The sequence below is a fragment of the Rhodoglobus sp. GW821-FHT12B09 genome (assembly GCF_058809925.1).
On record NZ_JBXATB010000002.1, the window covers coordinates 12,282 to 25,837 of the forward strand.

Annotated in this window: 12 protein-coding genes; all 12 read right to left on the reverse strand. The window is 70.0% G+C overall.

Annotation, left to right across the window (positions count from 1 at the left end; translation table 11 throughout):
- Positions 1-80: 80 nt before the first annotated feature.
- Positions 81-1,109, reverse strand: coding sequence for an FtsQ-type POTRA domain-containing protein (locus AC1RTC_RS04590; RefSeq protein ID WP_493154295.1), 1,029 nt, complete (start codon positions 1,107-1,109; stop codon positions 81-83).
- 5 nt (positions 1,110-1,114) lie between these two features.
- Positions 1,115-2,551: a UDP-N-acetylmuramate--L-alanine ligase gene (gene murC / locus AC1RTC_RS04595; RefSeq protein WP_493154296.1), complete on the reverse strand. Its 1,437-nt coding sequence runs from the start codon at positions 2,549-2,551 to the stop codon at positions 1,115-1,117.
- On the reverse strand, positions 2,548-3,660 hold the full coding sequence (gene murG, locus AC1RTC_RS04600; RefSeq protein WP_493154297.1) for an undecaprenyldiphospho-muramoylpentapeptide beta-N-acetylglucosaminyltransferase: 1,113 nt from the start codon (positions 3,658-3,660) through the stop codon (positions 2,548-2,550). The genes murC and murG overlap by 4 nt, the downstream gene beginning before the upstream one ends.
- Positions 3,657-5,021, reverse strand: coding sequence for a putative lipid II flippase FtsW (ftsW, locus tag AC1RTC_RS04605; RefSeq protein WP_493154298.1), 1,365 nt, complete (start codon positions 5,019-5,021; stop codon positions 3,657-3,659). The genes murG and ftsW overlap by 4 nt, the downstream gene beginning before the upstream one ends.
- Positions 4,960-6,504, reverse strand: coding sequence for a UDP-N-acetylmuramoyl-L-alanine--D-glutamate ligase (murD, locus tag AC1RTC_RS04610; RefSeq protein WP_493154299.1), 1,545 nt, complete (start codon positions 6,502-6,504; stop codon positions 4,960-4,962). The genes ftsW and murD overlap by 62 nt, the downstream gene beginning before the upstream one ends.
- A 2-nt stretch (positions 6,505-6,506) precedes the next feature.
- Positions 6,507-7,643, reverse strand: coding sequence for a phospho-N-acetylmuramoyl-pentapeptide-transferase (mraY, locus tag AC1RTC_RS04615; protein WP_493154300.1), 1,137 nt, complete (start codon positions 7,641-7,643; stop codon positions 6,507-6,509).
- Positions 7,640-9,046, reverse strand: a complete 1,407-nt coding sequence (locus tag AC1RTC_RS04620; protein ID WP_493154301.1) for a UDP-N-acetylmuramoyl-tripeptide--D-alanyl-D-alanine ligase — start codon at positions 9,044-9,046, stop codon at positions 7,640-7,642. Before AC1RTC_RS04620 ends, mraY begins: the two co-directional genes overlap by 4 nt.
- A 37-nt stretch (positions 9,047-9,083) precedes the next feature.
- Entirely contained in the window at positions 9,084-10,817 is a 1,734-nt protein-coding gene (locus AC1RTC_RS04625) for a peptidoglycan D,D-transpeptidase FtsI family protein (protein WP_493154302.1), read from the reverse strand.
- 21 nt (positions 10,818-10,838) lie between these two features.
- Positions 10,839-11,429, reverse strand: a complete 591-nt coding sequence (ftsL, locus tag AC1RTC_RS04630; protein ID WP_493154303.1) for a cell division protein FtsL — start codon at positions 11,427-11,429, stop codon at positions 10,839-10,841.
- Positions 11,426-12,382: a 16S rRNA (cytosine(1402)-N(4))-methyltransferase RsmH gene (gene rsmH / locus AC1RTC_RS04635; protein WP_493154304.1), complete on the reverse strand. Its 957-nt coding sequence runs from the start codon at positions 12,380-12,382 to the stop codon at positions 11,426-11,428. Before rsmH ends, ftsL begins: the two co-directional genes overlap by 4 nt.
- Positions 12,383-12,482: 100 nt before the next feature.
- Positions 12,483-12,914 (reverse strand): division/cell wall cluster transcriptional repressor MraZ, encoded by a 432-nt coding sequence (gene mraZ / locus AC1RTC_RS04640; RefSeq protein WP_493154305.1) that lies wholly within the window; start codon positions 12,912-12,914, stop codon positions 12,483-12,485.
- 223 nt (positions 12,915-13,137) lie between these two features.
- Positions 13,138-13,527: an SCO2097 family morphological protein gene (locus tag AC1RTC_RS04645; RefSeq protein ID WP_493154306.1), complete on the reverse strand. Its 390-nt coding sequence runs from the start codon at positions 13,525-13,527 to the stop codon at positions 13,138-13,140.
- Between the last annotated feature and the right edge of the window lie 29 nt (positions 13,528-13,556).

Here is a 13,556-nt window from a genome sequence, read left to right on the forward strand (position 1 = left end):
TGTTGAGGGTAGGTCGGCCGCTCCCCCAGTGCTCGCAACGGAGCCAGCGTGTCGGATTGCCGCGCTGTGTGGATGCTGCATCAGCTCGGGCGGAACACGCCGTTTCCCGGAGCCGACACGTCGAACGTCCCGGGCGCCGCTGAATCGGTGACCGAGATCAGCCCCGCCAGGAGCGCCGCCTTCTTGTCGGACTGGTCGGCGCTGCCCCAGTGCACGGCCTGCCCGACGCCGGTCAGGACGAAGGTGACGTCGTCCTTCGAGCGCGCCTTGATGGTGTCCACCTGCGCGAGCAGGTCGGGCGGGAGCGCGAGCAGCACCTCCACGACCGCCGTGAACGCCGGGCTCGTCAGGTCGGCGCCGCCGAGGTCGATGAGCGGCACACCCGCCACGCGCTCCGCCGACTGCTGCACGACGATGCCCGCGGGGTCGACGAGGTCGAAGCCCGCGGACGAGGCGATGCTCCCGACGGGCTGGCGCTCCGTCACGTGGATGATCAGGCGGTCGGGCGGCACGATCTCGGTCACGTAGCTGCGGATGAGCGGGAACACCGAGAGGTCGCGCGTCAGCTGGTCGTAGTCGAGAAGGGCGAGCGGCGTGCCGAGCTGGTCGTCGGCGGCCGCGGTGATCTCGGCGGGGTCGATGCGCGACGCGCCCTCCACGCTGATGCTGCGCAGTGCGAGGAGGGGCGAGTACACCGCTGTCACGACGAGCAGCGCCATGGTCAGGAGGAGCCCGCCCACCGCCGCGATCGCGATCCTGCGGTTGCGCGCGCGACGGGTGAACCGCTTGACCTCCGCGCGCTCGAACCTGCGTCGCTCCCGCGCGGCCCTGCGGAGATCCGAGCGGGCGGCCGCGTCGGGCCGCGGGCTGCGGCTCGGGATGCCCGTCGCCCGCGCTCTCGCCGGTGCTGGCTTCGCGGACGGCTGCCTCGGCTGACGCACCGGCTGCGGGGGCTGGGAGCGCTGCGGCGTGGCGGCGGGCTGGGAGCGCTGCGGCTGCACCGGCTGCTGCACCCGCGGCTTCTGGACCGGCGGCTGGGACGCCGCCCTAGTAGGCCGGCGGGGCGGCTGTGCCGCCCCGGGCGGGTCGAACCCCTCGGGGCGCTTCATCGGACTTAGTCGCCTTCGCCCGCGCCCGTGCCCGTGCCCGTGCCCGTGCCCGTGCCCGTGCCGAGAGACGCGAGCACCTGCGGCACGATGCGGTAGACGTCGCCGCAGCTCAGGGTCATGATGATGTCGCCGTCTCGCGCTATCGCGGCTGCGCGGTCAGCGGCCCGCTGCCAGTCGGGCAGGTAGTCCACCCGCGACGCGTCCTCGAAGCGGTCGGCCACGAGTGCGCCGGTGACTCCGGGCACCGGGTCCTCACGCGCGCCGAAGACGTCGAGGACGATGGTGTGGTCGGCGAGCCCCTCGTAGGTGCGGGCGAACTCCCCGGCCATCGCCTGGGTGCGGCTGTACAGGTGGGGCTGGTGCACCGCGATGATGCGCCCGTTCCCCACCACGCTGCGCGCGGCCCGCAGGGCGGCGTCCACCTCGGTCGGGTGGTGGGCGTAGTCGTCGTAGACGCTCACGCCGCGGACGACCCCGTGCAGCTCGAAGCGCCGCTCGGTGCCGCCGAACTCCGCGATGCCGTCGAGCGCCGCGCGAGGGTCGAGCCCGAGCCCGACGAGGACGGCGAACGCGCCGGCCGCGTTGAGGGCGTTGTGGTGTCCGGGCACGCGGAGGGTGGCGGCGTAGTCGGCGCCGCGCCAGGACAGGGCGAAGGAGACGGGGCCCTCGGTGACGACGGAGTGGACGCGGACGTCGGCCGCGGCATCCTCGCCGAAGGTGATGACGTTGGGGTGCGTGAGCGCCGATGTCACGCGCACCGCGCCGGGGTCGTCGCTCGAGATCACGACGAGCTCGGAGGCGCGGTTCGCGAACTCGACGAAAGCCGCGTCGAACGCGTCGTGGTCGCCGTAGTGGTCGAGGTGGTCGGCGTCGACGTTGGTCACGAGCGCGACCGCGGTGTCGTAGAGCAGGAAGGAGCCGTCGGACTCGTCGGCCTCGACCACGAACAGGTCGTCCTTGCCGAAGCCCGAGCTCACGCCCAGGGACTGGATGACGCCGCCGTTGACGAAGCTCGGATCGGCCCCGAGCGCGCGAAGTCCGGTGACGACCATGCCGGTCGAGGTGGTCTTGCCGTGCGCCCCGGCGACCGCCACGAGCCGCTTGCGGTTGATGAGCCAGGCGAGCGCCTGGGAGCGGTGCAGCACCGGGATGCCCCTGCGCACGGCCTCGAGGTACTCGGGGTTGTCCGGCCAGAGCGCGCCGGTGTACACGAGCGCGTCGGCGTCGGCCACGTTCGCGGCGTCGTGGCCGATGGACACGGTGGCGCCCAGCGCCCGCAGGTCCTCCGTGTTGTGGTTCTCCGAGCGGTCCGACCCCGTCACGCGGTGCCCCGACGCGAGGAACAGCCGCGCGATGCCGCTCATGCCGGATCCGCCGATCCCGACGAAGTGCACGGCGCCGAGCTCGGCGGGCAGGGGCATGGAGAGGTCGGGCTTGATCATTGGATCGATTTTACGCGGGCGGCGCCGTCGGGGCCGTCGGAGCGGGCCGAGTCGATGAGGTCGACCATCCGGTCGGTGCCGTCGAGCGTGCCGACCGTCGCGATCCGGGCCGCCATGTCGGCGATTCGCGCGCGGTTGCGCAGCAGGGGCACGAGCTCGGCCGCCACCCATTCGGGAGTGAACGCGGAGTCGTTGACGATCACCGCTCCCCCGGCCTCGACGGCGCCGCGCGCGTTGAAGCGCTGCTCGCCGTTGCCGACCGCGTAGGGCACGAAGACGGCCGGGATGCCCAGCGCCGACAGTTCGGCGACGGTGGCCGTGCCGGCCCGCGAGAGCGAGAGGTCGGCCACGGCGAGGGCGAGGTCCATGCGGTCCGCGTACTTCAGGACGAGGTATCCCGCAAGCTTGGGGTCTGCGACGGCATCGCGGTACTCGCCCGTGACGTGGATCACCTGCCAGCCCGCGCCGAGGATGCGGGTGACGGACTGCGAGACGGTGTCGTTGATGCGCTTCGCCCCCGAGGAGCCGCCCGTGACGAGGAGGGTGGGCTTCGTGTCGTCCAGCCCGAAGTACCGCACGCCCTCGCGGCGGCCCTCGAAGCGGTCGAGGGACTCGATCTCGCGCCGCAGCGGCATGCCCACGACCTGGCCGCCGCGGATCCGGGTGCCCGGGAAGGCTGTGCCGACGAACCGCGTGAACCGCGCCCCGAGCCGGTTGGCAATGCCCGGCCGCGCGTTCGCCTCGTGGATGGCGTACGGCACGTGCTCGGCCCGAGCTGCGAGGTACGCGGGTGCGGCGACGTAGCCGCCGAAGCCCACGACCACGTCGACGCCACGGTCGCGGATGATGGCGCGCACGGCGTCGATCGTGCCGCGGAGGCGGGACGGGAACTGCAGGGCCGCGCGATTGGGCCGGCGCGGCAGCGGCACCCTGTCGATCGTGAGCAGCTCGTAGCCGCGGTCGGGTACGAGGCGCGCCTCAAGCCCTTCCTTGGTGCCGAGCACGAGCACGGTGGCATCCGGGTGGCGCTCTCGGAGGCGGTCGGCCACGGCGAGCAGGGGGTTGACGTGGCCGGCGGTGCCGCCGCCCGCCAGGAGGTACGTGGTCATGCGCGCGAGCGTACCCGCTGTTCGGCGAGAAGGCGCGATCGCTCGGCGGGCGACTGCACGACCTCGTCCACCGGATCGGCCGAGCTGGTGCGCGCGAACGACAGCACCACCCCGATCCCGAGCAGCGTCGCAATGAGCGCGGAGCCGCCCGCGGAGATGAGCGGGAGCGGCACGCCGAGCACCGGGAGGACGCCCAGCACCACCGCGATGTTCACGAAGGCCTGGCCGATGACCCACACCATGACGCCCGCCGTCGTGATGCGGGCGAAGGTGTCGCGCGTGGTGCGGATGATACGCACGAACGCGATGGTCAGCACCACGAACAGGGCGAGCACGACCACGGCGCCGATCAGGCCGAGCTCCTCGCCGATGATGGCGAAGATGTAGTCACTGGATGCCTCGGGCAGCCAGTTCCACTTGGCCACCGAGTTGCCCAGCCCCTTGCCGAACAGGCCGCCCGCCGCGAGGGCCCAGTTCGCGTGCTCGGGCTGCCAGCAGTAGCCGGAGTAGTCATCGGCGGTGCAGCCGTTGAGCCAGGCGGAGATGCGCTCGGTGCGCGACGAGCTCGTCATCGCGAACATCGTCGCCACGAGCGCGAGGCCGGTGACCGCCACCGCGAGGAACTTGATCCGCACCCCGGCGAAGAACAAGCAGCCGAGCACGATGATGAGCATCACCGACGCCGTGCCGAGGTCGTTGCCCACGAGCACGAGCAGGATGGCAAGACCGGCGACCGGGGCGATCGGAAGCGCGACGTGCTTCCAGTCGGCAAGCAGATCCTGCTTGGTCGTCAGCACCCACGCGACCCAGACGATGAGCGCGATCTTGACGAACTCGGAGGGCTGGGCCGTGAAGCTGCCCACCCGGATCCAGTTGTTGTTCCCGCCGTAGCCCAGGCCGATGCCGGGCACGAAGACGAGCATCTGAAGCGCGCCGCCGAACAGCAGTGCCGGCCACGCCCAGCGCTTCCAGAACGTCGGCGGCATGCGCGATGCGAGGAGCATGAGCGGGATTCCCACCACTGCGAACAGCCCCTGGCGCACGAACCTCCCGAAGAAGCCCTCGTCGTCGTTGAACGACTCGATGGTCGACGACGACAGCACCATCACGAGGCCGAAGATGACGAGGAAGAGCGTCACACCCAGCAGCAGGAAGTAGTTGGTCTGGGCGGCCGAGAACAGCTTGCGGACCGGGATGACGGCCACGGCCGGCCGCGGGTCCCGCGCTTGCTGCGGCGCACCCGCACGGGTCGCGCGGGGCTGCGGGGGCACGGCCCTCGCCGCCCTCGCCTGCGCGGCCTTAGCCTGCTGCGCCGCCCTCGCCCGCTGGGCCTGGGTCGGAGGGGTGCGCGTCGAGGTCACTGCCTGCCCCTCCCAAGTACTCTTCGACGGCTCTGGCGAATCGATCGCCCCGGTCCGCATAGTCGGTGAATTGGTCCATGGATGCCGCGGCCGGCGCCATGAGCACGGTGTCCCCCTGAGACGCCATTCCCCCGGCGACCCGCACCGCGTGCGGCATCACCTCGCCAGTGTCCGTCGCGTCGACTTCGATGAGCGGGACTTCCGGGGCGTGTCGCCCAAATGCTTCAACCACAGGTTGACGGTTAACCCCGATGACGACGGCTCCCTTGAGCCGCCGAGCGTGCTGCTGCACGAGGGGCGCGATGTCGACGCCCTTGAGCAGGCCGCCCACGATCCACACCACGGAAGGGAACGACTTCAACGCTGCGTCCGCCGCGTGCGGGTTCGTCGCTTTCGAGTCGTCGACCCAGGTGACACCGGATGCCTCGGCCACCGTCTCGGTGCGGTGGTGGTCGACACGGAAGGTTGCGAGCCCGGAGCGCACGCTCTCGGCGTTCATCCCGACCGCGCGGACGAGCGCCGCGGCCGCGAGGACGTTCGCCACCATGTGCGGGCTCGCCAGCCCCGCCTCGGCGAGCTCGCCGTGCGTCGTGAGCTCCAGAGCAGCCTTGTGCCGGTCCGGCAGGAACGCCCGGTCGACGATGATGTCCCCGACCATCCCGAGGTCGCTCGGGCCCGGGGTGTCGAGGCCGAAGCTGATCGCGCGGCAGCCCTCCTGCACCTCTGCCTCCTCGACGAGGTGCATGGTCGCCTCGTCCGCGCGGTTGTAGACGCACGCGAGCCGAGTGTTCCAGTAGACGGTGCCCTTCGCCTCGGCGTACGCCTCGCGCGAGCCGTGGAAGTCGAGGTGGTCGTCCGCGATGTTGAGCACGGCACTCGCGGCGGGGGCGATCGCGCCCGGGCCGGTGCGCGGCATCCAGTGCAGCTGGAAGCTCGAGAGCTCGACGACGAAGACGTCGAAGCCCGCCGGGTAGCGGATCGCGTCCAGTACCGGGACGCCGATGTTGCCCACGGCCGCCGCGCGCAACCCGCTCGACGCGAGCAGGTGGGTGACGAGCTGCACCGTCGTGGTCTTGCCGTTGGTGCCCGTGACGGCGATCCAGTCGGCGGGGTCGCCGAGCTTGTCCCGCACGCGCCAGGCGAGCTCGATATCGCCCCAGACGGGAACGCTCCGGGCCTGGGCCCACCGCAGCAGTGAGTGGTCGAGCGGGTAGCCCGGGGAGGCGATGACGAGCTCGGGGGCGAAGGCCTCGACGCTCGGCGGCACCACGTCGGCATCCGGCTGCAGTACCAGGGATGCCCCGATGACCTCGAGCATCGCGGTGCGCTCCTCGGTGGCCCCCGTGGCGACGACGAGAACCGTGGCGCCGAGCTCCGCGAGAGTGTCGGCGACGGAGAATCCGGTGACACCGAGCCCGAGCACGACGACTCGCAGCCCGCGCCAGTCGGCGTGCCAGCTGGTCAGAGCGTCCAGATCTCGCACGGTCAGCGCGTTACCCACTCGAGGTAGAAGATGCCGACCCCGACGGCGACGAACAGCGCGGCGATGAGCCAGAACCGCACGACGATGGTGATCTCCGCCCAGCCCTTCAGCTCGAAGTGGTGCTGCAAGGGGCTCATGAGGAAGATCCGCCTGCCCTGGCCGAACCGCCACTTCGTGAGCTTGAAGTACCCGCGCTGCAGGATCACCGAGCCGGTGACGATGAGGAACAGGCCTCCGATGAGAACCAGCAGCAGCTCGGTGCGCGACAGGATCGCCAGCGCGGCCAGCGCACCGCCGAGGCCGAGCGAGCCGGTGTCGCCCATGAAGATCTGGGCGGGCGAGGTGTTGTACCAGAGGAAGCCGATGAGAGCACCGGCGATGGCGGCGGCGATCACCGCGAGGTCCAGGGGGTCGCGCACCGTGTAGCAGTACAGCTTGTCTTCGACTTGCAAGCGGTCGCTGTAGCACGCCTGGTTGTTCTGCCAGAAGCCGATGAAGATGTAGGCCGAGATAGCGAAGATCGAGGCTCCCGTGGCCAGGCCGTCGAGGCCGTCGGCCACGTTCACACCGTTCGACGCGCTGACGATGATGAGCGTGGTCCAGATCGCGAAGATGATCCCGCCGCCGATGAGCCCGAAACTCGCGAAGTCCAACCAGGTGATGTCACGAACGCCCGAGATGTACGTGTGGCGCACCCCGTCGATGATTGTCGAGGCCGGCGTGAGGTTGTGCTCATCGGGAAAGCTCAGCGCGATCACCGCGAACACCGCAGCGACGATCACCTGCCCGGCGATCTTCTGCCAGCCGCCGAGCCCGAGGCTGCGCTGCTTGCGCGTCTTGAGGAAGTCGTCGATGAAGCCGACAAGGCCCATGCCGCCCATGAGGAAGATCACCAGGACGCCGACGAGGGTCATGTCCGTGCCGCCGACAAGATGGCCCACGACGTAGCCGATGGTCGCGCCCAGGATGAAGATGATGCCGCCCATCGTGGGCGTGCCGCGCTTGGTGTGGTGCGACTCCGGGCCGTCGTCGCGGATGAACTGGCCCCACTTGAGGCGCTTGAACAGCTTGATGAAGAGCGGCGTGAGGAAGAGGGTGAACGCGAGGGAGAACCCGCCGGCGACGAGGAGGGCGATCACGAGGCGACCCCTGCGAGGCGGTCGCCGAGGAGCCTGAGCCCGGCCGACTTGGAGGATTTCACGAGAACGACATCCCCTTCGCGCATTCGGTCACTCAGCAAATCGTATGCCTCCTCAGGGGTGTCCACGAGCACCGACTCCCCGTCCCACGACCCCTCGAGGCCCGCGGCGTTGTGGATGTGCCGCGCGTTGTGGCCCACGACGATGAGCTGCCGCACGTTGAGGCGCACGACGAGCCGCCCGATGCGGTCGTGCTCGTCGTCGGCGAAGTCTCCGAGCTCGGCCATCTCGCCCAGCACGGCGATGGAGCGGTGCGCGTCGCCGCGCGTGATCTGCGCCAGAGTCTTGAGGGCGGCGGCCGTCGAGTCGGGGCTGGCGTTGTAGGCGTCGTTGATGATGACGATGCCGTCCGGCCGCTCGAGCACCTCCATGCGCCATCGCTCGGCGCGGACGAGCTGCTCGAGGGCCGCAGCCGAACGGACGACCGGCACACCGAGGGCCCGTGCGGCGGTGATGGCCGCGAGGGCGTTCATGGCGTGGTGCTCGCCCAGGATCCTGAGCTGCACCGGGGTGCGCTCCCCGTCCGCGACGACGGTGAAGGCGGTGCCGGAGGCCGTGGCCTCGATGTCCTCCGCGCGCACGTCCGCCGCATCGGACAGGCCGAACCACTGCACTGCCGCGCTCGTGCGCTGCGCCATCCGGACTACGCGGGGGTCGTCGCGGTTGAGCACCGCCACAGCGTCTGCCCGAAGGTCGTCGACCATCTCGCCCTTGGCCTGCTCGATCGCATCGGCCGAGCCGAACTTGCCGATGTGCGCGAGGCCCACGGTGAGGACGATCCCGACATCGGGCTTGGCGACGGAGACGAGCTTGGCGATGTCGCCGACGCCGTCAGCACCCATCTCGACGACCAGGAATCGAGTGTCGTGCTCGATGCCGAGCATGGAGATCGGCGCTCCGACCTCGTTGTTGAACGAGCCCGTCGGTGCGACGGTCTTGCCCTCTGCGCCGAAGATCGCCCGCATCATGTTCTTGGTGGTGGTCTTGCCGTTCGAGCCGGTTACGGCGACAACCTTCAGCTGACCGCCGGCCCGGACGCGCGCCACGACCTCGCGCGCAAGATCGGAGAGAGCCACGACGCCGTCCGGGACGACGAGCTGCGGCACCGCGGTGTCGAGCTCGCGCTCGACGACGAGGAGGGCCGCGCCGTTCGCCACGGCGGCGGGGGCGAACAGGTGCCCGTCCGTGGTCTCCCCCGGCAGGGCGAAGAACACGTCGCCGGGGGTGACGCTCCGGGAGTCGGTGTGCACGTCGCCCGAGACCACGGCTGCCGCGGCATCCGGGGTCCCGACGAGCCTGCCGCCGATCGCGCGCGCCATATCGGCGATGCTGAGTTCGATCACGCTGTCGTGCTCCTGGGTGTGAGAGTGCCGCGTCAGCTCACCAGTAGACGGGCAGGTCCGGAGCCGACGAGGTCGACGGCGGGACCCGGAAAGTGGTGAGCGTCTGGGCCATGACATCGCGCCATACCGGGGCGATGAGGCCCGAGTACACACTATCGGGGATGCCCGCGGTCACGACCACGGCGTACTGGGGGTTGTCGGCCGGGGCGACTCCGGCGTAGGAGATGACCACCTTGTCGCCGTACTCGCCGTTCTCAGCGACCTCGGCCGTGCCGCTCTTGACCGCCGTGCGGTAGCCCGGGATCTGCAGGTTCGGGGCGGAGCCGCTCTTGTTCGCGACCTGCTCCATCATCGCGACGGTCTGGTGGGCCGTGTCCTCCTTGATGACCTGCCGGCCCTCCGTGGGCGGGGTGTCGGTCACGGTTCCGTCGGGCCACTCGCAGCCCTCGACCAGGGTGACGGGCATCCGGAGCCCGCCGTTGCCGATGGTCTGGAAGATGCTCGCGACCTGCACCGACGTCGCGGAGATGCCCTGGCCGTACTGCACCGAGTAGTTGCTGCGGCCGAACCACTGGTCGGCGTCGGGCAGGTCGCCCGCGGACTCGCCGAGGAAGCCGACCTCGGTCTTCTCCCCCAGTCCGAACGCGGCCATGTAGTCGTGGCGCTGCGGTGCCGGCAGCAGGTCGGAGAACTTGGAGACCGCCACGTTCGACGACTCGACGAGCGCACCGGCGAGGGTCAGGTTCTCGGTGTCGTGGTAGAACGCGTCGTGGATCGAACTGCCGTCGGGCTGCTCGAGGCTGTAGGGCACGACGACTCCCGATTCGGGATTCGCCACTCCCGCATCGACGAGGGATGCCGCGGTCAGCGCCTTGATAGTCGAGCCGGGCTCGTACGGCGTGCTGAACGCACGAGATCCCGTCGCCTGCCCGGTCGGACCGTCGTGCACCGTGTTGGGATCGATGGTCGGCCAGTCCGCGACCGACATGAGATGCCCGTCCTTGATACGGATGACGACGGCTGTCGCCCACGTCGCACCGAGGTCGCTCGCCGCCTGCTGCATGCGCTCCTGCACGTAGAACTGCAGATCGCGGTCGATGGTGAGCCTGAGCGTCCCGCCGTCCTTGGTCTCCTGGGTCGTCACGACGCTGCCGGGCAGCTGCGTGCCGTCCTCGGCGCTCTCGTAGGTGGCGGTGCCGTTCGTGCTCGCGAGGCAGTCGTCCTCGCTGAGCTCGAGACCGGCCTGCGCGCCGTCCACGTTCGTGAACCCCACGAGGTTGCCGGCGATCTGGCCGTTCGGGTAGGTGCGCTCGGGGTGGCGTGTCGCCATCACCCACGAGATGCCGAGCGCGTCGATCTTCTGGTACATGTCCAGGGTCACGCTCTTGACGATGTAGGCGAAGTCGGAGGCGGGGTCTGAGGCGAACGCGGTGTACATCGCGGCCGGGTCCTGCCCCGTCAGAGCGGCGATCCGGCCGAGCGCATCGGGTACGGAGGTCGCGGCATCCTTGCGGCTCAGCGCTACCTTCGGCGAGGCGATGATGTCGTAGCGCAGCACGCTGTCGGCGAGCACGGCCCCGTTGGTGTCGACGATGTCGCCGCGCGTGCCGTAGGTCACCAGGGTGCGGGCGCGCTTGTCCTGCGACTCGGCGTTCAGCTCGTCGGCCCGCACGATCTGGATGTCGACGAGCCGCACCACGAAGACCACGATGACGAGGAACACCCCGACTACTGCAAGGGAGATGCGCGCCCGGCTGCGTCGCGTTCTCATGCCTGTCTCCGCTGCTGTCGTCTAGTGGGTCACGGGCGCGGGGATCGAGTCCACGGGCGCCTGTTCAGTCTGCGTGGCGGCGGCGGGCGGCGCGGCAGCCCCGTCGGCGTGTCCCGTCGTCGTCGCGGGCGCGTTCGGATCGACCATCTGGACGCCGGCGAGCTGCGAGTTGGTGATCAGGTTGCACTTCCCGCCGCATCCGGCCGGGTCGGCGCTACCGGGGAGGCCGTAGACCCGCCCCGTGCCGAGGTCGATCGCGTACGGCGCGCTGTTGGGCACCATGCCCAGGTGCGCGGCCTGCGCGCTGAGGTTCTGGGTGGAGTCGAGCACGTTGAGCTTCTCCGTCAGCGCGTCCTCGGTGCGCAGCAGGTCCTTCTGCTCGTCCTGCAGGGCGGACACCTGGTAGGCGCCGTCCGAGACGACGATGCTGAGCAGAAGTTGGGCGGCGAAGATCGTGAAGAGGCTGGCGATTGTCACGACGGCGTACGCGAGCTTCGGGCGCGCACGGCGCTGGGCGCGCGTGGCCACGATCTCGATGTGGCGGGGGTGCTGGCGCGGGTCGTCGAGCGGGACCGGGCGCTCGCGGCGCGGCGCGTAGGCGAGGTTGCTCATGCGACGTCCCTCAGCCGCTCGACCGCGCGCAGGCGCACTGAAGTCGCCCGCGGGTTGGCCGCGCGCTCCTCTTCGGAAGCCTGCTCGGCGCCGCGCACGAGCAGCCTGAGCTCAGGCTTGTGCTCGGGGAGCTCGACCGGGAGGCCGCGGGGCGCGGTCGACGTGGAGCGCGCCTGGAACACCCGCTTCACGATGCGGTCCTCCAGTGACTGGAAGGAAAGGACGACCATGCGCCCGTGCACCTCGAGCGCGTCGACGGCGTCCGGGACGGCGCGCTCGATCACGGCCAGCTCCTGGTTGACCTCGATGCGGAGGGCCTGGAACACCCGCTTCGCCGGGTGGCCCGCCCGCTGAGCGGCGGCCGGGGTCGCGGCGATGATCAGGTCGACGAGTTGCGCGGACGTCTCGAGCGGCTCGTCCTCGCGGCGCTGGACGATACGGCTCGCGTACCGCGGGGCGAGCTTCTCGTCGCCGTACTCGTAGAAGATGCGGCGCAGCTCGTGCTCGCTGTAGGTGGCCAGGATCAGGGCCGCCGTGCGCTCGCTCGTGGCATCCATGCGCATGTCGAGCGGGGCGTCCTTGGAGTACGAGAACCCGCGCTCGACGCGGTCGAGCTGCAGTGACGAGACGCCGAGGTCGAAGAGCACTCCCGAGACGCGCGGGACGCCGAAGTCGGCGAGCACGCGCGTGATCTCGTCGTTGACCGCGTGGGCGAACCTCACCCGGTCGCCGAACGGCGCCAGTCGCTCGCGGGCGATGGCGAGGGCATCCGGGTCGCGGTCGATGCCGATGAGCGAGAGTCGGGGGAATCGGCCGAGGAACGCCTCGGCGTGGCCGCCCATCCCCAGGGTGCCGTCCACGAGGACGGCGCCCTGGTGGTCGAGTGCGGGAGCCAGGAGCTCGATGGTGCGCTCGAGCATCACGGAGGTGTGGATCTGGTTGTTGTCTGCCATGGGTGCAGGGCGCTGCATCCTCGGTGCTGATCCCCATCCGGTGCGACCTGGCATCGGGGAAGAAAGCCAGGGCGTACGGCTGGGAGTCAGCGTCGAGGAGTCAGAAGAGGCCCGGGATCACCTCCTCCGTGGTGTTCACGAAGTCGGACTCGGCGCTCTCGTAGTAGGTGTTCCACGCCTCGGTGTCCCAGATCTCCGCACGGTTGCCCGCGCCGATGACGGTGAGGTCCTTGCCGAGGCCGGCGTACTCACGCAGGTTCGCGGGGATCGTCACGCGGTTCTGGTTGTCGGGGACCTCCTGGTTGGCGCCGGAGAGGAAGAGGCGGAGGAAGTCGCGGTTCTGCTTGCTCGTGATCGAGGCCTGGCGGATCTTGCCGTGGATCTCCTCGAACTCGCGCTGGCTGAAGACGTAGAGGCAGCGCTCCTGGCCGCGCGTGACGACGAGGCCGCTCGAGAGCTCCTCCCGGAACTTCGCCGGGAGGATGACGCGCCCCTTGTCGTCGAGCTTGGGGGCATAGGTGCCAAGGAACACGGATGCCTCCCCTCATTCTCCGGCCCGGATCAGGTATCCCCCACTTTACTCCACTTTCCACCACCAATCCTAGAAATTGGCCGCAAAATCGCAGCTTTGTACCCCGAGTGCCCCGGAATCATGCGGATCGCGAGGGTGGAGGGAAGTGGAGCAACTTGCCCCAAAAGAACGCAAAAAAGGGGCCAGCCCGAAGGCTGGCCCCTAAAAGAGGTGCAGGAAGTGCTTAGTCCCGGCCGTCCTGGCGGCGGTCCCAGCGGTCGTTGAGACCCTGCATGAAGGAGTTGGAGCGCGGCTTGCCCGAGGCGCGGGGAATGTCCTGCGCGGGGAACGAGCCCGACGTGCGCGACCGGGTGCTCCGCGGCGGCGCTACCGCGAGCAGGACGCCCACGAACATGATCGCGAAGCCGAGAACGCCCACGAGCGGCTGGCGGATGATCACGCCGGCGACGAGGGTGGCGATGCCGAGCAGCGCGATCAGCACGCCGACGACGAGCACCGTGTAGTTCGGCCGGCCCCGGCGAGGATTGACTGTCGCAACGAAGTCAGCATCGTTCTGATAGAGGCTGCGCTCCATCTCTTCCAGGAGGCGCTGCTCCTGCTCAGAAAGTGGCATCCTGTTCCCCTCGTCCCTCGGGATCGACG